Source organism: Breoghania sp. L-A4 (assembly GCF_003432385.1).
Taxonomy (GTDB): Bacteria; Pseudomonadota; Alphaproteobacteria; order Rhizobiales; family Stappiaceae; genus Breoghania.
The window spans coordinates 2752594-2771977 of sequence record NZ_CP031841.1 but is presented as its reverse complement, the minus strand read 5'-3'; the positions used below and the strand labels follow the sequence as shown (position 1 = coordinate 2771977).

The following is a 19384-nucleotide window of genomic DNA, read 5'->3' as shown; positions in this document are numbered from 1 at the left end:
TTTTCATGACCGTGCCGTCCGGGAACGGGCGGCACGACAGGAGAGAGAATCGGAATGACACTCTCGGCACTCGGCTACATCGGCGTCCGATCGACGAAGACCTCCGACTGGACACATTTCGCGACCGACCTTCTGGGCATGCAGCAGGTCGATGCCGGCGGCCCGGTTCGCGCGTTCCGGATGGACGACCGCAAGCAGCGCCTGATCGTGACCGGGGAGGGGTCCGAGGGGCTGGACTTCATGGGCTGGGAGGTGGCAAGCGCCGGCGAACTCGACCGATTGGCGGGCCGGCTTGAAAACGCCGGTGTGCGGGTCAAATCGGAGGCGACGGCGCTCGCCGATGAACGCCATGTGGCCCGGCTGATCTCGTTTCCCGATCCGGAAGGCAACCGGATCGAGGTGTTCTGCGGTCCGGACATCGCGGCCGATCCGTTCAGGCCGGGCAGACAGATCTCCGGCTTCAAGACGGGCGCGCTGGGAATGGGACATGCCGTGCTGCACGCGCGCAATGTCGACGTGCTGCTGCCGTTCTACCGCGATCTTCTCGGATTTCATGTCACCGACTATGGCCTGAAACCCTACAAGCTCTATTTCTTCCATCTCAACGGGCGCCATCACAGCTTTGCCATGGTCGGCTCGGGCCGCCAGGGATTGCACCATTTCATGGTCGAACTCCTGTCGCTGGACGACGTCGGCCAGGGCTACGACCTTGCCCAGGAAGAAGACGGGCGCGTGGCCTACACGCTCGGTCGGCACTCCAACGATCACATGATGAGCTACTACATGAACTCGCCATCGGGATTTTTCGTTGAATACGGCTGGGGTGCGCGCGTGATCAATCCCGCGACCTGGCAGCCCCACGAGACGTTCGACGGTCCGAGCTACTGGGGGCACGAGCGGCTTTATATGCCCGAAGATTCCCCCGATCGGGAACGCCTGAAGGCAATGCGCCTTGACGCGGCCCGCCGCGGCCTGCGCGCGAACGACCCCGCCAGCAATTGCGCCTGGCTGGAGAGCGTCATCGGGCGGGAATAGCCGCCCCGATCCTTCCCTCAAGACAACACCATACGCAAGCACAGCGGAGACAACGTATGCGCATCTCTTCCTACACCATGCCCGACGGAACGGCGTCCTACGGGATCGTCGACAAGGACACAATCCGCGATGCCGGCGCGGCGTTTCGCGCGAAATACGCCGATCTGCGCGCCGTGCTGGCGGGCGACGGGCTTGCGGAACTGGAGCCGGCCACACGCGAGGGCACGGAACTCGCATTGTCCGATGTCGTTTTGCTGTCTCCGGTCCCCAACCCGGACAAGATCCTGTGCATCGGGCTCAACTACATGACCCATATCCGCGAGACGGGCCGCGACGCACCGCAAAAGCCCTCGATCTTCACGCGCTATCCGTCCTCGGTCGTCGGTCACGATGTACCGCTGGTCCGCCCAAAGGTCTCGGACTGGTTCGATTTTGAGGGTGAACTGGCGGTGGTGATCGGCAAGCCCGGACGGGCCATCCCCGCCGCCAGGGCGATGGAGCATGTCGCGGGCTACAGCTGCTTCAACGACGGCTCCATTCGCGACTTCCAGCGGCACACGAGCCAGTTCTGGGCGGGCAAGAATTTCGACCGCAGCGGTTCGATGGGGCCGTGGCTCGTGACCGCCGACGAACTGACGGATCCCGCCGCTCAGTTCATGACCACGCGCTTGAACGGCGATGTGGTGCAGTCGGCGCCGATTTCGGATCTTGCCTTCGATATCCCGGCGCTGATCGAATATCTCTCAACCGTCACGGAACTGCTTCCCGGAGACATTATCGCAACCGGAACACCGAGCGGCGTGGGGCTGTTCCGCGAGCCGAAGCTGTTCATGAAGGCCGGTGACCGGATCGAGGTCGAGATCACCGGCATCGGCACCCTGTCAAACGACATTGTGGACGAAGTGTGAGGCGGGCGATGAAGGCGATCCAGATCCGGGAGCCGGGAGGCCCCGAGGTGCTTGTTCTCGGCGACGTGCCGGTTCCGGAAATCGGTCCGGGCGAGTTGCTGATCGAGGTCAAGGCCGCCGGCGTCAACCGGCCGGATCTGGCGCAGCGCGCTGGACGCTATCCGGTCCCCGCCGACGCCAGTCCGATCCCCGGCTTGGAGGTCGCCGGAATCGTCGAGGCCATGGGATCCGGTGTAGCCGGATTTGCGCCGGGCGACAGGGTCATGGCGCTTGTTCACGGCGGCGGCTATGCCGAGTTCTGCAAGGTCGACCATCGGCACGCGATACCTGTTCCGCAAGGTCTCAGCGATATCGAGGCGGCGGGGCTGCCGGAAGTGGCGCTGACCGTGGAGTTCAACATGGTCACGCGCGGCGGGCTCAAATCCGGCGAAACCTTGCTTGTCCACGGCGGATCGTCGGGGATCGGGTCTCACGCCATCGCCCGGGCGCGTTCGCTTGGCGCGATTGCGATGACGACGTCACGCGGAGCGGAAAAGGCCGCCTACTGCCTGACGATGGGCGCGGAGCACGCCATCGACAGTTCCGCGGGAGACTGGGCGGACGCGGTCATGCGGGCGACGGGTGGCCGGGGTGTGGACGTCATTCTCGATATGGTCGGAGGCGATTTCACTGCGGCGAACATCGGTTGCCTGGCGGCCGATGGACGCTATGCGCTGATTTCACTGCAGGGCGGGCGGGAGGTCACGATCAGTCTGGAGGCCATCCTGCGGCGGCGGCTGACGATAACCGGTTCGACATTACGGCCCTGTCGCCCGAGATGAAGGGCGAGATCGTCAAGACGGTGCGACGCGATATGATGCCGCTGGTGGAGAAGGGCGCGATGCGGCCGCATGTGCACGCGACGTTCGCCTTGTCAGAGGCGGCCGAAGCCCATCGCCTCGTGGAAAAAGGCGCGCACTTCGGCAAGGTCGTTCTTACGCTCTAGCTGTGGAGCCTCAAGAGGTTGTCCTCGGTTAGATCGAGTCGACTGATCGGTGTTTTGGATTTTAGGCTGCCATGTGGCCGGTGCCAATTGTAGCGGTGTAGCCAGATCGGCAGTTCGGCTGCGCGATGGCGTGACGTTGGGTAGGCGATGGCATAGGCCCATTCCCGCAACGCGGTCTGTATGAAGCGTTCGGCCTTGCCGTTTGTCTTGGGCGTGTAGGGTCGGGTGCGGATGTGCTTGAGGCCGAGATCGCGGCAGGCTTTTGCGAAGGCTTTCGATTTGTAGCAGGCGCCATTGTCGGTCATGACGCGGGTGACGGTGACGCCCAGGCTCTCGTAATAGGCGAGCGCGGCGCGCAGGAAAGCGACCGCACTGTGTTTCTTCTCGTCGGGCAAGATCTGGCTGAAGGCGATGCGCGAGGCATCGTCGATGCAGACATGGACAAACTCCCAGCCGACACCGCGGCTGTTGGACTGGCCGGTGCGATCGCCGGTGATGCGGTGGCCGACGCGGTCGAACCGACCGAGTTTCTTGATGTCGATGTGGATCAACTCGCCCGGATGCTGGCGTTCATAGCGGCGCACCGGTTCGGCCGGATCGAGGTCCTTGAGCCGGGAGAGGCCTGCCCGCCGCAGCGCCCGGCTGACGGTGGCCGGTGACACGCCGACCTCCCGAGCGATGTGCTTACCTGTCCAGCGCTGACGGCGCAGGGCGATGATGCGTTCACAGAGGAGCGGATCGGTTGCGCTGGGCATCCGGCCTGGCCGAGAGGAGCGGTCGACCATGCCGGCCGGGCCTTCCGCCCTGTAGCGTTCGGCCCACCGGGCAACGATCTTGGCCGACACGCCATAGACCCGCGCCGCCTGGGCCCGGGAAAGACGACCTTCAATGACCGCTTGGGCCATCTCCCCTCGACGCAACGGTGTCAGGCGGGCATTCTTGTGGATGTTCATTCGGACCCTCCGATGCGTGCTGAAGCGTGGTAACTCCAGTCTCCTCGGTCAGGTCCGAATGGACAACCTGTTGAAAGCTCACATCTAGCCGCGAGCGAACGCCGGGATCTGGAACCGTCGCCGATAGGCGCCCGGCGTCATTCCGGTGGTGCGCTTGAACAGCCGGCGGAAGAATGCGGCGTCCTCATAGCCAACGCGCCAGCTGATCTCGTCCACGGGAGAAGTGGTGCGCTCGAGCCGTCGCTTGGCGTCCTCGATCCTGAGGCGTTGCACATAGGCGAGCGGCGCGAGACCGGTCACATCCGCGAATCGCCGCTTAAACGTGCGTTCGGCGAGGCTGGACCGCTTGATCATTTCATCGACAGGATTGGCGACCGAGAAGTGGTTCACGAGCCACTCCTGCGCGTGCTGGATTTCGGCATCGCCGTGGTCCTTTCTGCCTTCGAAGATCATGTAGGGCGCGAGCCCGTCCTGGTGCCATTGCAGCGCGAACATGCGCGCGACCTCCTGCGCAACCGTGGCGCCGACGTGATGGGCGATCAGGTAGAGCACCATGTCGTGCCATGTGTTCGACGCGCCCGAACTGACAAGATCCTCTCGCGTGCCCGAGATCACCAGCACGCGCTCAGGGTGAATTGGCACGGCGGGATAGCAGGCGGCAAACTGGCTTGCATAGCCGAAATGGACGGTCGCGTCCTTTCCGTCGAACAACCCGGTCTCCGCGAGCAGAAAGACGCCTGAACAGGCCGAGCACAGCCGCGCGCCGCCATCATGCATCCGCTTGATCCACTCGATGAGAGCCGGGTAGCGGCCGGTCTCCCATCCGCCGGGTCTCAACAGCACCGACGGGACGATGAGGATGTCGCAGGCGGCGATGTCCTCGATCGAATGCTGCACGTCGATGGGCACGCCGCTAGCAAGCCGCAACGGCCCCACCTGCTCACCGACGATTTCGACCGTGAATGGATGCTCCGCGCCGGGGCTGGCGATCCCCATCGTCGAAACGCCGTTCATGACGTCGAAGATCCCGGCCAGCGTCGAAATGACCGCATCAGGCAAAGCGACGATGCAGACCCGAAGCGGTGACGATCCGTTGTGGTTTGACTGTTGGGTCATCGCTGCCTCTCGCGCCGCGCCGCAAGAACAGGCCTCAATTGGCACGAACGGACCTATTGCGGGCGAATGCGGCTCTGTCGCGCAGCCTGCCCGAAGGCCAACATCACGGCAACTTCTGAATGCAACTCAAACAAATGAAGGAGCACTTCCATGCTGGATACACCGAAGATCGACCAGGCAAGACTCGAGGCCTTTGCAACACGCGCCATCAGCGACGTGACGGCCGGCTACACCGGCGTCATGATCAGCCTGGGAAGCAAGCTTGGCCTCTACAAGGCCATGGCCGGCGCCGGTCCGCTGAGCGCCACGGAAATTGCCAAGCGCGCCAATTGCGCCGAACGTTACGTCGCCGAATGGCTGAACGCCCAGGCGGCCGGTGGCTACATTGCCTATCACGGGCTCAGCAACACCTACGAACTGCTTCCCGAGCAGGCGATGGTGCTGGCCGACGAGGACAGCCCCGTGTTCATCCCGCATGCCTGGAACGTGCCGGCGTCGATGTGGTTCGATGAGCCGAAGTCGCTTGAGGCCTTCCGGACCGGCAAGGGCGTCGCCTGGGGCGAGCATGACACGCGGCTCTCCTGCGGCTCGGCTGCGTTTTTCCGCAACGGCTACCGTGCCAATCTGGTGCAGCAATGGCTGCCGGCGCTGGACGGAGTTGTCGACCAGCTTGCGGCCGGCATTTCGGTCGCCGACGTCGGTTGCGGCTACGGCCACTCGACGCTGCTGATGGCGCAGGCGTTTCCGAATTCGCGCTTTCACGGCTTCGACACGCATCCTGGCTCGCTCGATGAGGCGAGGCGCAATGCGGCGGCAGCGGGTGTTTCCGACCGCGTCGAGTTCTCGCTCACACGCGCCGACGATTATCCGGATGGGCAATTCGGCCTGATCTGCTTCTTCGACATCCTTCATGATCTCGGAGACCCGGTCGCGGCTGCGCGCCATGCGGCGAAGACGCTTGCGCCCGGCGGCACGGTGCTGCTGGTCGAACCGTTCGCGCATGACCACGTCAAGGACAACCTCTCGCCGGTGGCGCAACTTTACTACTCGGCATCGACCACGATCTGTTGCGCGCACGCGGTTTCCGAGGGCGGCGCCATGGTGCTGGGCGCGCAGGCGGGCCAGGCGCGCCTGGCAGAAGTGTTCCGCAAGGCCGGCTTCACGCATTTCCGGCGCGCAGCGGAAACCGCGTTCAACTTCATCTTCGAGGTGCGGCGCTGACGCGCCGCACCGCGTCGACCCAGATGGCAACCCAGATGGCAAAGACACGTCCGATGGCACCAACCGCCGTCTCGGCGCGCGCGAGCATTCGCCATGCACGACCCGCCGACGTCCCGGCTATTCGTGCCATGCAGCAAAAATCGATGTGGGTCTTGGGAGGGGCTTTCTATTCGGACGACGAGATTGCCGGATTCCTCACCCAATACAGGACGATGGACGACGCGATTGTCGCTGAGGGCCACTTCTTCGTTACCGAGAACCAGGCCGGAAGGATTCTCGGCAGCGGAGGCTGGACGCGCCGGCGACCCGGCTACACGAGAGGGCTCGGCGGCAGCACTGCAACGGCGGCCTTGCCAACCGTGCGCAGTGTGTTCGTGGACCCTGCCGCTGCAAGACGCGGCATCGCGACGTCAATCATGGCGCGCACCGAACGGGATGCAGTCGAGCATGGAATACCTGAGTTCACGTTGACTGCGACGCTGTCCGGCGCGGCACTTTATGAGCGGCTCGGTTATCTGGGGCAGGGAAGCGAACGGCTGGCGCTGAACCGTGGCGGCGGCTTCGCCTGCATCAGGATGACGAAGCGGATCGATGGCGGCTGCGTGCCGGCCGTCCGAATGGCGGTTTGAACCGCGCCCGAAAGCCGCGCCGCTGAGCCGGCGGCTGCATATTGCAACAACGATCGTCGAGCCGGGCTCGGCCCGAATGGTTCCAGCTTCGCAGCCTGAAAGGCGCGCGGAGACGGCCGAACCTATCCTTCGACTGGTGCGTAAAAGACAAGGAATTGAACAATGATAAAGACCATTGCACGCGCGGCGCTCGCCACTGCGACGACCATGCTCGCCGCGCGTCGTATGCGCCGCAAGCCGCAGACGGTGCACGGACTTTCCGATGCCGAGCTTACCGATATCGGCCTGACGCGATACGACATCGGGCGCGGCGCGCGCCGCAAAGCGTCATGGCCGGCTCGCTGAACGGCCAGCCGGCCCGCCACTTCCTTCAAAAGCTCCCTTCAAATGCTCCGTCCGGACCGGACGCGGTCGATTCCCCACTTCGTAGCGTGAAGGGCGCGCGAGGACGGGCAACCCTTCCCTTCGATCAAGACAGAAAGACGAGGAAAACGACAATGAGAAAGACCATTGCAATTGCGGCGCTTGCCGTCGCGCTCGGGCTTGGCGCCGCATCCGCGCGGGCGGAGCAGACGGCGCTGGTTCTCTATGAAACCAAGGGCCAGCAGACCGTTCGCCAGGAGGGCATCGCCTTTATCGAACTCGACCCGCAGGCGCCGGACTATGGCAAGATCCTTGCCCAGATTCCGCTGCCGCCGGACCTGATGTCGCACCACATCTTCTACAATCCGACGCGTGAGCGGGCCTACGTCACCTCGCTCGGCCGTTCCGAACTGTGGGTGCTCGACGTGACGAGCTTCCCGTACCGGACCAGGGTCGTTGCCGTTCCCGGCTGCGTCGTCGGCGAGGATCTCGCCTTCTCCGAGGCGCAGAACCGCTGGTATCTCACCTGCATGGGAAGCTCGGTGGTCATCGTCGGCGACGCGGAAACGGACGAGGTGCTTGAAACGTTGCCGATGCCAGCGCCCTATCCGCACGGCATCACCGTGCACGACGGCATCGACCGTATGCTGGTGACGAGCACGATCAACCCGAAGGATCCGACGGATGCCGGCGAGTCGATCGTGGTCGTCCAGCCGAGCACCGGCAAGATCCTGTCGACGCACAAGGTCGCCGACAAGCCGTCGCCCTCGGGCACGGCGCCCGTCGAGGCGTTCTTCGTCCCGGGCGCCAATCCGCCGGTCGCCTACATCACCAACATGATCGAGGGCCGCATCTGGATCGCCGAATGGCAGCCGGAGTCTGAGACGTTCAGCTTCCGCGGCGATTTCGATTTCGCCGCGATCGGGCAGGGGATGGCGCTGGAGGTCTATTTCAACGCCGCCGGCGACCGGGCCTACGTCACCACGGCGCTGCCGGGGCATCTCAACGCCTTCGACATCTCCGATCCGCGCGCGCCCAGGCACCTCTACGCGGCCGAGGCGGCGGGCGGCGCCCACCACATGGTGTTTTCGCCGGACGGTACGCGCGCCTATGTGCAGAACAGCCTGATCAACATCCCCGGCATGAACGACGGCTCGATCTCCGTGATTGACCTGGTGGCGGGCAAGACGCTCGCCAGCATTGACACGTTCAAGGACGCGGGCCTGACGGTCAACACGATCATGCTGACCCCGAGGCGGAAGACTTTCACGCCCACTGACGCCATGGAGGCCACAGATGCTGGCGGGACCATCGGTTCCGCCGGCATCACAGGGACGCAAGCCGTCCTCATGCTGGAAATCGGAAAACGTCGACAAGGCACTGCCGCATCGAGACGCGTCATGCGCGCGGGCCGAACCGCGAAGACGGCGGCGGCCTGGCGCGTCAGTCTGGCTCCGGATCCGCGTCGGCGATCTTGTCGAGCACATCGGCTGCCGAGACGGCGATTCCGGCGAGAAAGCGCAGTGTTTCCGCGTGATCGCGGCAGGTGTCCTGATCGAATTGGCTGACCGGCGTTCTGGCAATGTCGTTCAGAAACTCGAAGCCGGCGACCAATTGCACGATCGATCGCCGGGCCTCGCGCATAAGCTTTCGCTTGAACCGCAAGCCTTCCCAATGGTCCAATTCGGCCATCACGGTGTCGACTTCATCCTGGCAATGGCAGGGCAGGTGCAGATCGGCGAGCAAACGGCGGATGCGGCCGATGGCGGCCCGTTCGGCCGCCAGCAGGTTGCATTGCTGGCCGTCGCGCGTGGGCGCGCCCGAAATCAGACCGAGAGTCTTTTCCATCCCGGTTCTCCTGTGAGGTAGGCGTTGCATGGTGCGCCAGGCAACGCCATTTGGAGGAGTCGCGTTTCGGCTTCCCCGGGCGCGATGACGCCGTCGAGCAGTGTCCGGTAAAGCCCGGCCACCGCCACCATGTCGAGCATATGCGGCGACAGGCGCAACCGGCCGATGCCGTGCGCCGCCAGCCGGCCCGGATCCAAAAGGACGGTCTGGCAGGCATGTGACAGGGTCTGGATGCCGTTGACCGCGAGGAATTCCTGGTCCGCGAGCGTCTTCACCGCCAGGCCGTCGGCATCCTTTTCGCAGACGAACTGGCAGGAATCCTTGCTCAATCCATGCACCCTGGCGTGGTAGCAGCGGCTCGAGAGTGCGAGCGGCAACCGGCCGAAGGCGAACATCTCCACCGTCACCTCGGGACAGGCGGCGGCCGCCGCCGCGACGGTCGTCAGCGGCGCCTCGACGGGTGGACACCAGTCGGTGGCGCCGCGCGCGGCGAGAAAGTTCAGCGTTGCCTCATTGTAGACGTTGAGGAAGGGGCCCGCGACGAACGGGCGGCTGGCGCGCGCTTCCAGCGCGGACATGTCGTTGATTTCGATGGGCATGTCGAGACCGGCCCATTCGGCGATCGTCTTGCGCTCGCGCACCGTCGCCGGCATCGCCAGCGTCGACAGCACGACCGTCTTGCCGCCGCGCTGCAGCCGCTCGATCAGCTTCGGCCAGATCCTGTCTGTGAACGGCATGCGCTTGCCGCAAATCACCTCGCCGAGATAGACGCGCTCGACCGGCGCCTCGTCGGCGATGCGGGCGTAGAAGTCGGCGAAATGGTCCGCCGACCAGTTGAAGAAGCAGGGCCCGAGGGCGAGTTCGATCGATGCCACGGCTGTCTCCTTCAGCGCCAGGTCTTGCGGTAGGCGCCGGTCGTCTGCTGGCCGCCCTCGCTCAGGGCCGCGAGACGGCCGGCAAGCCCCGTGTCCTCCTCGCCGCGCTCAAGCGCATCGACGGCGCTTCGAAACGCGCGCACGACCTGGGCGACATAGGCTTTGCCGCGCTGCCGGCCCTCGATCTTCAGCGCCGTTACCCCGGCCTTTCGGAGGGCGGGAAACAGCGCCACGGCGTTGAGGCTGACCGGATCCTCGAACAGGTAGCCGGTTTTGCCGCCGGCCGCGAACTGCCCCTTGCACAGGGTTGGGTAACCGGTGGGTTCGCCGGTCTTGAACCGATCGATGGTGAAGCCGCCAAGCCGCGCGACAAGCGTGCCGCCGGTGTCCTCCTCGTAGGCGACATGGCTGGGCGGCGAACAGACGCCCGACAGGTTTGGAGATTCTCCGGTGGCGTAGGAGGACACGGCGCAGCGCCCCTCGGTCATCACGCAGAGCCCGCCAAACACGAAGACCTCCGTTTCCACGTCGATCTCGCGGTTGAGCTTCGCGATTTCCTCCACCGACAGCACGCGTGGCAGCACGACCCGCTTGACGCCGAAATTGCGCACATAGAAGCGGATCGCCTCGGGCGTGTTGGCGGCCGCCTGGACCGACAGATGTAGCCGCGTCGCGCGCTGTGCGGCGTGGTCGAGGACGGCGATATCGGCGGCGATGATGGCGTCGGCTCCGGCGTCGGCGGCGGAGTCAACGGCGCGCCGCCAGGTCTCTATCTGGCCGGCGCGGGCGAAGGTGTTGATGGCGACGAGAACCTTGGCGCCGGCGTCATGGGCGTAGCCGACCGCCTTCGCCATGTCGGCCTCGGAGAAATTCAGACCCGGGAAATTACGCGCGTTGGTCTCGTTGTTGTAGCCGCAGTAGACGGCGTGCGCGCCGGCATCGACCGCGGCACGCAGGGCGGAGGGCGTGCCGGCGGGGCAGACCAGTTCGAGCGGCGGACCGGCGTTGCCGGGATGTGGAGTCATGGGCGGGCTTTCGTCAGGCGGGTCAGGCTGAGGGCAGGGGTGCGCGCAGGACGCGGCGCGCGGCGGCGAAAGCGTGGACCGCGCCACGATTGACGAGGCCGGCGGTTTGTCCGGTGAGGCCGGCGAAATCCGCCGGTGTCAGGGCGGCCTCTTCCAGCGTGTTGCGCAGCGCCAGCACGTGCTCGGTGGCGCCTTCGATCACCAGATCGCGCGAAAAGAACAGGGCGTCGCCGTCATAGGTGCCGTCGAGCAATCCGAGCAGCAGCAGCAGCGGCCCGCTGATGCGTGCGGCCGCCTCATCGAGTCCGTGACGATCGACGACATCGACCCGGGCGCGATCACCGTCGAGGAGCACGGCGAAGGCGAACGGCAGGTCGGTTGGGATGATGCCGATCGTCACCCGGGCGGTCGCGCCGAGCCGCCCGGTCAGATCCGGGCGTTGATGCAGAAGCCGGCGCGTGGCCCGGGTCAGCAGCAGCGCCAGCGGAGCGCGCGGCAGCGGCCGCGCCAGAAGCGACACCAGTCGTGGAAGTTCGCCGCGTTCGCTCATCATGGCCTCGCGATTTCGATGCCGCCACCCTAGGCGCGGGGCCGGTTCTCCAGCCTTGATCAACGTCAAGGCCGGGCGGCTGATTAAGGTCCAAGCCTTCACCGCCGGCGCGACCGGGCCGGACCCGCGAGGCGAGAGAGGTTTGAGACCCAGGATGCATTTGCGGACCTTGCCGGATTTCCCCGACCTGCCGGCGTTTCTCGCCTTCCTCGAGGCGCGCCAGGATGTGTGCCCGATTGCGTCGGCGGTCTCCGTCCGGCTCGAGGCGACCGAGATCCACCGCCGTGTGATCGCCGACGGTGGTCCGGTGCTGCGCTTCGACCAGCCGGTCGGGGACGGTGGCGCGACGTTCACGCGGCCTCTGTTCACCAACCTGTTCGGCACGCGCGAAAGAGTGGCGGCTGGGCTGGGGCTGGCCGCCTGCGATCTGGGCCGCTTTGGCGAGTTTCTCGCCGCCCTGCGGGCGCCGACGCCGCCGGAGGGCCTCGGCGGGTTGCGCGCCATGCTGCCGGTCGCCCGCGCGGGACTGGCGACGCGGCCCAAACGCGTCGCCGCGCCCGCGGCGTTGCGCGCGGTGGCCAATGATCTCACCGCGCTGCCCGTACAGACCTGCTGGCCGGGTGACGCCGGGCCGCTGATCACATGGGGCATCGTGATAACGCGGCCGCCCGGCGCGGACGATCCGCGCGGCTACAATCTCGGCGTCTACCGGATGCAGGTGCTGGCGGCGAACCGGGCGATCGTGCGCTGGCTGCCGATGCGCGGCGGCGCGCGGCATCACCGGCTCTGGGCGGCGCGCGGCGAGTCCATGCCTGTCGCGGTCGTCATCGGTTGCGATCCTGCGACATTGCTGGCCGCGGTGATGCCGGCGCCCGAGGGCGTCAGCGAGTTGGCCCTGTCCGGCATCATCAACGGCCGCCGCCCGCGCCTGGCGCCGTGCGAGACCGTCGCCCTGCATGTGCCGGAAAGCGCCGGCATTGTCGCCGAAGGTCTGGTGGCCTGCGACGAGCAGGCGCTGGAGGGACCGTTCGGTGACCACACCGGCTACTACAACGACGCCGCGTCCTATCCGGTGTTCCGCCTGTCGCGGCTGCGCATGCGCCCCGACGCGCCCTATCTGTCCACCTTCACCGGCCGCGCGCCGGACGAGCCGTCGGTGATCGGCGCGGCGCTCACCGATGTCTTCGCGCCGCTGCTGCGGCAGTCGATACCGGAAATCCTGGACGTGTATCTGCCGCCGGAGGCCTGCTCCTACCGCATCGCGGTGCTGTCGATCGACAAGCGCTACGCCGGCCAGGCGCGGCGGGTGATGATGGGCTTCTGGTCACTGCTGCCGCAGTTCTCGATGACCAAATATGTCATCGTCGTCGACGGTGACATCGACATCCGCTCCTGGTCCGACGTCATGTGGGCGGTGGCGACGCGCGCCGATCCTTCGCGCGACATGATGGTGCTGGAGCGCACGCCGGTGGACCAGCTCGATTTCGCCAGCCCGCTGGAGGGTCTGGGCGGCAAGCTCGGCATCGACGCGACGGTCAAGATCGGCGCGGAGACCGCGCGGCCGTTCGCGGCGCGGCTCCTGATGCCGAAAGAGCTGACAGCGCGGGTCGACGAGCGCTGGGAGGCGCTGTTCGCCGCCGCGCCGCAATCCGCAACGGAGGACATGGTGTCATGAGCGCGCGCGTGATCGTCGGCATCTCGGGCGCCTCGGGCGCCTGTCTCGGACGCGCCGTGCTGGAGGCGCTCGGCCGAATCGGCGCCGAGACCCATCTCGTCGTCAGCGCGGGCGCGGAGCGGACCATCGCGCATGAATTGGGCGCCTGCGCGCGCGCGGAAATCGGCCGCGCCGCCAGCTTCGTGCACGACATTGATGATCTCGCCGCGCCGATCGCCAGCGGGTCGTTTCCCATGGACGCGATGATCGTTGCACCCTGTTCCATGCGCAGTTTGGCGTCGATCGCCCATGGCGTCGGAGAAGGTCTGCTGGCGCGCGCCGCCGACGTGACGCTGAAGGAGCGCCGGCGGCTGGTGCTGCTGGCGCGCGAGGCGCCGCTGCATGAGGGTCATCTCGAGGCCATGCTGAAGGTCACCCGCATGGGCGCCATCGTGTCGCCGCCCGTGCCGCCGTTTTACGCGCCGATCGAAAGCCTCGAGGACATGGTCCGTCAGATCGCCGCGCGCGCGGTCGCCACCGCCGGGCTCGACCCGGGGGAGAGCCTGCGCCGCTGGCGCGTCTGAATCGCATGCGCCGCGCCGTCTGGGCCGCATTCGCACCGGTTGCGGGCCCGAGTCCTGGACCCGACAGGCGTCTATTGCCGCGCGAACGCGGAGTCGCAGCGGGCGTGATCTCGCATGTCTTCGATTGTTTGTAAGGAAGATTGGCTGGGGAACCTGGATTCGAACCAGGACTAGCGGAGTCAGAGTCCGCGGGTCTACCGTTAACCTATTCCCCAACTGAACCGCGTGTCCGGCGAAACAGCACGTCATCGTGTGGATGCGTGCGAGGCGCGGAACGGACCGGATATGGAATCCGGCGAGCGCCAGATGCCGGCACCGCAGTCGTTGGGTGGGCTTATATCGCGCGATCGGAAGCGATGCAACTGTCTGGCGCGGGTTTTTCAACAAGCGCGCTTCGCGGGCGCGCCGCGGCACGGACGGCGGTCCACCGGGGTGAGAAAGGGCCGCGGGTCTCAGCGAGGGGCGCGGGCGCTTCGACCGACGGCAAGGGGTAACGCTTGCGGGGGGCGGGGAGGTGGTACACTCGGGTCAACGTAGATATCGAGACCGCCGCTTCCTTGGCGATACCGGCGGTTCGGAAGGTTCAGACCTTATGGATTCGGGTGAAGACGGGCCGGAACGGCCGTCGCCCGGAGATGCGAATGGGAATGCCGCCGCGCCGCGCAAGAAGAGGTCACGCAGACCGAAGCGCAGGCGTGACGGTGTAATCGGACAGTCGGGAGATGGCGGCGCGCCGACGACGGAGCGCGGCGCCCCGCGGACCCCGCCCCCAACCTGCCGCAGGCGATTCAGCCGCGGCCGGTTCGCGTCCCGTGCGCGACGACAGCGGCAGCCGCCAAAAGCGCGGCAGGCGGCGCAGACGACGAAAACCGGCGATGCCCGGGCAGACCGGCGTGGCGCGGCACGCGGCCGTTCCTGACGGCGGCGGGGAGACTCCGGAACGCGACGATTCGGCGGGTCCAGCCGCACAGGTATCGCTGCGCACGTCCGGCGTTGCGCTGGTCGGACCGCGCGTAGCGGTCATTGGTCAGGCGGTTTCGGGACAGGTGCCGGCCGGCGCCTATTCCGATTCCTCGCGCAACGGACAGATCCACACCGGGACAAGCGGAGCGGAAGGGGCAACACCCGAGGTTGGGCAACCGCAACGGGCTCCCGAGTTCGTGCGTTCGCGCTCTCCCCGGCGCGGCGGCTACACCGGTCCGCTGTATGCGGCGCTGGATCTGGGCACCAACAACTGCCGGCTTCTGGTTGCGCGGCCCGACGGGCGCGGCTTTCGCGTGGTCGACGCGTATTCGCGCATCGTGCGGCTGGGCGAGGGCGTGGGCGCCACGAACCGGTTGAGCGAAGCGGCGATGACGCGGGCCATTGAGGCCCTGTCGATCTGCCGCGACAAGCTCGTGGAATGCGGCGAGGTGCAAACCCGGTTGATAGCCACGGAAGCCTGCCGATCGGCGCAGAATGGACCCGAGTTCATCGAGCGCGTGCGTGTGGAGACCGGGCTGGCGCTGGAAATCGTCAATCGCAAGACCGAGGCGCGGCTGGCGGTGGCCGGCTGCACGTCGCTGGTCGATCTCGACGCCGACGGGGTGCTGCTGTTCGATATCGGCGGCGGCTCCTCTGAACTCGTATGGCTTGATCTGCGCAACCGTTGCGGCGCGCGCGGCTATGCGCTGACGCGCTTCATGCGGGCCTGGACGTCGCTGCCGCTCGGCGTCGTGACGCTGGCAGAACGTCATGGCGGCACCCATGTAGGGCCGGAGGATTTTGAAGCCATGGTGGACGATGTCACCGGGCATCTGGGCTCCTTCGGCACCGGACCGCGCCTTGCCGAAGCCGTCTCGACCGGAAAAATGCATATGCTGGGAACCTCGGGCACGGTGACGACGCTGGCAGGCGTGCACCTGGAGCTTGAGCGCTACGACCGCCGCCGGGTCGATGGGACCTGGATGCAGTCGGAACAGGTCGGCGCGATGATCGATCAGGTGCGCGAGATGAGCTATGAGCAGCGGGTCAGCAACCCGTGCATTGGCGCGGACCGCGCCGATCTGGTGCTTGCGGGCTGCGCGATTCTGGAGGCCATCCGCCGGCGTTGGCCGTGCCCGCGCCTGCGGGTCGCCGACCGGGTCTTCGCGAGGGCATTCTGACGGAGCTCATGGCGGCGGACAGGAACCGCCGGCGGCCGCCCCGGCGGCGGTATTCGGGGTCCTGAGGTCCGCCGAGGCCACCGCGGGATTCACTTTGGTCCGCAAAAATGTGGCGGCGGGCGGCCGCGCCGCGTATGAGGGCGCCTGATATCGATTGACGGTCCGCCGCGGCGGAAGCAGGAAGGATCTGGGAATGGCTGAGGGAAGCGGGCGCGGAACGGGCGACCGGGGCATGCATGTGCGGGTGAAGACCGCGCGTGGCCGCCGCAACTCGTCCACGCTGTGGCTGCAGCGTCAGCTCAACGACCCTTACGTGCGCCGCGCGAAGGCCGAGGGCTATCGCTCGCGCGCGGCTTACAAGCTCCTTGAAATCAACGAGAAGCACAAGTTTCTGAAACCCGGCATGCGCGTTGTCGACCTCGGTGCCGCGCCTGGTGGCTGGTGCCAGATCTGCTCCAGGGTCGTGGGGTCGACGGATGAGAAGCCGCTTGTCGTGGGCATCGATTTTCTGGAAATGGAAGGCATGCCCGGAGTGATTTTCCTGCAAAAGGATTTTCTCGACGACGATGCGCCGGACGCGCTGCGCGAGGCCCTGGGCGGGGAACCCATCGATCTGGTGCTTTCCGATATGGCGGCGCCGACCACCGGGCACCGCAAGACCGATCACCTGCGTACCAGCCACTTGTTCGAGGTGGCGACGGAATTCGCCTGCCAGACGTTGCGCCCTGGCGGTATTTTTCTCTCAAAAGTGTTTCGCGGCGGGGCGGAGAACGTGGTTCTCACCGACCTGAAGAAGAATTTCGAATCCGTGCAGCACGTCAAGCCGCCGGCAAGCCGCAAGGAAAGCCCCGAGCTCTTCGTGATCGCCAAGGGCTTTCGCGGTCAGCACGAGAATTGATGGATCAGGCCCCCGGACTGGACGCCGGGGGATCAATGTCCAGCGTGGATTTCAGCCGCGCCCACAACGCCGCTTCAAGGCGGTCCGGCCAGCGGATGCCGGCGCGCCGGGTCAGTGCGCGGGCCCGAGGCAGATAGGCGGCCGCGTATGCGAGGTGTGCGCCGATCAGGGCACGGCGCTCCGGCACCAAGGGGGCAGGGCGGTCAGGATGGCTTTGTGCTCGGCAGTGATCAGGCGATTGAGGTGAAGCGCACCGCCCCTGTGCGGTGCGCCCGTCTCCGCGATCAGCAGGTCGATCAGCAGGCCGCGCAGGAAACCCAGACCTGTCACGCCATTAATGTATTCCCCGCGTCCCATCGCGACCGGCAGCAGGCCGAGAATGCGGATGAATTCCTCGACCTGCCAGCTCATCTTTTCCTTGTCCAGCGCCGGTGGCGGCGCGACGGCCGGCAGCGTCCCGTAAATCTCGTCGTGATCAAAGAGCGGCTTCAGGCGGTCGCGCGACAGGCCCGCGAGTTGCGCGGGCGCGATGAACCGCACATCGATCCGCACCCAGTCTCCGACAATCGCATTGATCACCTGGCCGGGGCGTTCCCGCCACAGGAGGATGTTACCGCCGAGCGTCTCGCGCCAGAGGTCCGAAAACCCGGCGGCCGCGGGTTCGGTGACGACCGCGAGGAAATCGATATCGCTGCATTTGTCCTGGAGCCCGGCGCCATGGCTCCCGGCGAGAAACAGCGCATGGACACCAGGAACGTTGCGAAGCGCATCGACGGCCGCGTTGATCACATCCAGTTGGGGCTTCGGTTCCACTATTCTATGCCTCTCGAAAAGTCCGCCGGAGCGCCCGGTAGACGGGCTGCGGAATCCCTCTCGGCGGGGTGGGCGTTAGCGTGGAACATCAGCCGCGCATCATGGCTTTGCAAGCCGTCATAAGCGTGTTAATGACCCTCGCCAACTTCTCCGGCACCGCCGAGACGCTTTTTCTCTCGCACCCAGACACGGTGCAAGGGAGGCTCCGGGAATCCTCACAGGGAGATTGGCATGCCCACTTTTTTCGAACCGACCCATGGCCGTGAAGCGCTGACTTTCGATGATGTGCTTCTGTTGCCGGGCCACTCCGAGGTAATGCCCGGGGAAACGGACCTGCGCTCCCGCGTCACCAAATCGCTGCTTCTGAACCTGCCGATCATCTCGGCCGCCATGGATACGGTCACCGAATCGCGCCTGGCGATCGCCATGGCTCAGGCCGGCGGCATCGGCGTTGTCCACCGCAACCTCAGTCACGACGAGCAGGCCGAGGAAGTCCGGCAGGTGAAGAAGTTCGAGTCCGGAATGGTGGTCAACCCGGTGGTGATCGGCCCGGAATCGACGCTGCGCGATGCATTGGAATTGATGAAGCTCCATCACATCTCCGGTATACCGGTCGTGGAGAACGGCAGTGGCGATACGCGCGCAGCCGGCCGTCTCGTCGGCATCCTGACCAACCGCGATGTGCGCTTCGCCTCCGATCCCGAACAGCGCGTCTATGAGCTGATGACTCGGGAGGGGCTGGTGACCGTGCGCGATACGGTGACGCAGGAAGAGGCCAAGCGGCTTTTGCACCACCACCGCATCGAGAAGCTTCTGGTGGTCGATGACGATTACAAATGCGTCGGCCTGATCACCGTCAAGGACATGGAAAAGGCGCAGCTCAACCCGCATGCCTCCAAGGACGAACACGGCCGGTTGCGCGTCGCGGCGGCCACCAGCGTCGGCGAGGATGGTTTTGCCCGCGCGCAACGGCTGATCGACGCGGAAGTGGATCTGCTGGTGGTGGATACGGCGCACGGGCATTCCGAGCGGGTTCTGGAAATGGTTCGCCGGATCAAGGCGCAATCCAATGCCGTTCAGATCCTGGCCGGCAACGTGGCCACCGCGGACGGGACCAAGGCGCTGATCGACGCGGGCGCGGACGCGGTCAAGGTGGGCATCGGGCCCGGCTCCATCTGCACCACGCGGATTGTCGCCGGCGTCGGCATGCCGCAGTTGACCGCAATCCTGGAAGCCGTCGAGGCGGCGAGCAAACAGGGTATCCCGGTGATCGCCGATGGCGGCATCAAGTACTCCGGCGATCTGGCCAAGGCGATCGCCGCCGGCGCATCCTGCGCCATGATCGGCTCGCTGCTGGCGGGCACCGAGGAAAGTCCCGGCGAGGTCTATCTGCACCAGGGCCGCTCGTACAAGTCCTACCGGGGCATGGGCTCGGTCGGCGCCATGGCGCGCGGCTCCGCCGACCGCTATTTCCAGGCGGAGGTGCGCGACACGTTGAAGCTTGTGCCGGAGGGCATCGAGGGGCAGGTGCCATACAAGGGGCTGGTGTCCAGCGTGCTGCACCAGCTTGCGGGCGGCCTGCGCGCCGCCATGGGCTACTCGGGCGCCAGATCGGTCGAGGATTTCCAGGAAAAGGCACGCTTTGTGAGGATCTCGTCGGCCAGCTTACGCGAAAGCCATGCCCATGACGTGACGATCACCCGCGAGAGCCCGAACTATCCAACCAATATCTGATGCGGACCGGTCGCTGACCGGACCTGCAATCGACACAAGGCCGCCGCCG

At 66.1% G+C, this 19384-nt stretch carries 18 protein-coding genes, 1 tRNA gene and 1 pseudogene; 13 read left to right on the top strand and 7 right to left on the bottom strand.

Going from position 1 to position 19384, the window contains the following annotated elements:
- The first annotated feature begins 54 nt into the window (after window positions 1-54).
- Genes D1F64_RS12720 through D1F64_RS25425 form a run of 4 tightly spaced genes read left to right on the top strand, consistent with a single transcriptional unit; the run spans window position 55 to window position 2928 of the window.
- Window positions 55-1035 carry a VOC family protein gene (locus D1F64_RS12720; protein ID WP_117412745.1) on the top strand — a complete coding sequence of 327 codons (981 nt, stop codon included), beginning with the start codon at window positions 55-57 and terminating at the stop codon, window positions 1033-1035.
- 56 nt (window positions 1036-1091) lie between these two features.
- Window positions 1092-1943: a fumarylacetoacetate hydrolase family protein gene (locus D1F64_RS12715; protein WP_117412744.1), complete on the top strand. Its 852-nt coding sequence runs from the start codon at window positions 1092-1094 to the stop codon at window positions 1941-1943.
- 8 nt (window positions 1944-1951) lie between these two features.
- Window positions 1952-2764 carry an NAD(P)H-quinone oxidoreductase gene (locus D1F64_RS12710; protein ID WP_346432231.1) on the top strand — a complete coding sequence of 271 codons (813 nt, stop codon included), beginning with the start codon at window positions 1952-1954 and terminating at the stop codon, window positions 2762-2764.
- Window positions 2761-2928: a zinc-binding dehydrogenase gene (locus D1F64_RS25425; protein WP_346432230.1), complete on the top strand. Its 168-nt coding sequence runs from the start codon at window positions 2761-2763 to the stop codon at window positions 2926-2928. The genes D1F64_RS12710 and D1F64_RS25425 overlap by 4 nt, the downstream gene beginning before the upstream one ends.
- Here the strand turns inward: D1F64_RS25425 and D1F64_RS12705 are convergent.
- Window positions 2925-3881, bottom strand: a complete 957-nt coding sequence (locus D1F64_RS12705; RefSeq protein ID WP_117412743.1) for an IS481 family transposase — start codon at window positions 3879-3881, stop codon at window positions 2925-2927. The genes D1F64_RS25425 and D1F64_RS12705 overlap by 4 nt on opposite strands.
- Window positions 3882-3965: 84 nt before the next feature.
- Window positions 3966-4997: a helix-turn-helix domain-containing protein gene (locus D1F64_RS12700; RefSeq protein WP_117412742.1), complete on the bottom strand. Its 1032-nt coding sequence runs from the start codon at window positions 4995-4997 to the stop codon at window positions 3966-3968.
- Window positions 4998-5147: 150 nt separating this feature from the next.
- Here D1F64_RS12700 and D1F64_RS12695 point away from each other — a divergent pair, with 150 nt between their 5' ends.
- The 4 genes from D1F64_RS12695 (at window position 5148) to D1F64_RS12680 (ending at window position 8778) form a co-directional block, all read left to right on the top strand.
- Window positions 5148-6218: a class I SAM-dependent methyltransferase gene (locus tag D1F64_RS12695; protein ID WP_117412741.1), complete on the top strand. Its 1071-nt coding sequence runs from the start codon at window positions 5148-5150 to the stop codon at window positions 6216-6218.
- Between the two features lie 35 nt (window positions 6219-6253).
- On the top strand, window positions 6254-6847 hold the full coding sequence (locus tag D1F64_RS12690; protein ID WP_162901523.1) for a GNAT family N-acetyltransferase: 594 nt from the start codon (window positions 6254-6256) through the stop codon (window positions 6845-6847).
- Window positions 6848-7009: 162 nt separating this feature from the next.
- The gene (locus D1F64_RS12685; protein WP_117412739.1) at window positions 7010-7192 is read left to right on the top strand and encodes a DUF1127 domain-containing protein; all 183 of its coding nucleotides are present in this window, start codon (window positions 7010-7012) and stop codon (window positions 7190-7192) included.
- A 152-nt stretch (window positions 7193-7344) separates the two neighbouring features.
- Window positions 7345-8778 (top strand): hypothetical protein, encoded by a 1434-nt coding sequence (locus D1F64_RS12680; protein WP_205470456.1) that lies wholly within the window; start codon window positions 7345-7347, stop codon window positions 8776-8778.
- A 258-nt stretch (window positions 8779-9036) separates the two neighbouring features.
- On the opposite strand, the gene D1F64_RS12670 is transcribed toward D1F64_RS12680, so the two are convergent.
- From D1F64_RS12670 to D1F64_RS12660, 3 genes are read right to left on the bottom strand one after another with little or no spacing between them, the layout of a single operon-like run.
- Window positions 9037-9933 (bottom strand): U32 family peptidase, encoded by an 897-nt coding sequence (locus D1F64_RS12670; RefSeq protein WP_117412737.1) that lies wholly within the window; start codon window positions 9931-9933, stop codon window positions 9037-9039.
- Between the two features lie 11 nt (window positions 9934-9944).
- Complete coding sequence (locus tag D1F64_RS12665; protein WP_117412736.1) at window positions 9945-10958, bottom strand: peptidase U32 family protein; 1014 nt, start codon at window positions 10956-10958, stop codon at window positions 9945-9947.
- 22 nt (window positions 10959-10980) lie between these two features.
- On the bottom strand, window positions 10981-11508 hold the full coding sequence (locus D1F64_RS12660; RefSeq protein WP_162901522.1) for an SCP2 sterol-binding domain-containing protein: 528 nt from the start codon (window positions 11506-11508) through the stop codon (window positions 10981-10983).
- Window positions 11509-11662: 154 nt separating this feature from the next.
- On the opposite strand from D1F64_RS12660, the gene D1F64_RS12655 reads away from it, so the two are divergent.
- Together D1F64_RS12655 and D1F64_RS12650 are read left to right on the top strand one after the other, a co-directional pair.
- Window positions 11663-13183 (top strand): UbiD family decarboxylase, encoded by a 1521-nt coding sequence (locus D1F64_RS12655; protein ID WP_117412734.1) that lies wholly within the window; start codon window positions 11663-11665, stop codon window positions 13181-13183.
- Complete coding sequence (locus D1F64_RS12650; protein WP_117412733.1) at window positions 13180-13746, top strand: UbiX family flavin prenyltransferase; 567 nt, start codon at window positions 13180-13182, stop codon at window positions 13744-13746. Before D1F64_RS12655 ends, D1F64_RS12650 begins: the two co-directional genes overlap by 4 nt.
- Window positions 13747-13887: 141 nt before the next feature.
- On the opposite strand, the gene D1F64_RS12645 is transcribed toward D1F64_RS12650, so the two are convergent.
- Window positions 13888-13961: transfer RNA gene (locus tag D1F64_RS12645), tRNA-Gln, on the bottom strand.
- 597 nt (window positions 13962-14558) lie between these two features.
- On the opposite strand from D1F64_RS12645, the pseudogene D1F64_RS12640 reads away from it, so the two are divergent.
- Both D1F64_RS12640 and D1F64_RS12635 read left to right on the top strand, forming a co-directional pair.
- A pseudogene (locus D1F64_RS12640) lies at window positions 14559-15955 on the top strand (Ppx/GppA phosphatase family protein).
- Window positions 15956-16083: 128 nt separating this feature from the next.
- Window positions 16084-16788, top strand: coding sequence for an RlmE family RNA methyltransferase (locus D1F64_RS12635; protein ID WP_117412732.1), 705 nt, complete (start codon window positions 16084-16086; stop codon window positions 16786-16788).
- Between the two features lie 165 nt (window positions 16789-16953).
- On the opposite strand, the gene D1F64_RS12630 is transcribed toward D1F64_RS12635, so the two are convergent.
- On the bottom strand, window positions 16954-17577 hold the full coding sequence (locus D1F64_RS12630; RefSeq protein ID WP_205470455.1) for a hypothetical protein: 624 nt from the start codon (window positions 17575-17577) through the stop codon (window positions 16954-16956).
- Between the two features lie 255 nt (window positions 17578-17832).
- Here D1F64_RS12630 and guaB point away from each other — a divergent pair, with 255 nt between their 5' ends.
- A complete protein-coding gene (gene guaB, locus D1F64_RS12625; RefSeq protein WP_117412731.1) occupies window positions 17833-19335 on the top strand; it encodes an IMP dehydrogenase in 1503 nt (500 codons plus the stop codon).
- The last annotated feature ends 49 nt before the right edge of the window (window positions 19336-19384 follow it).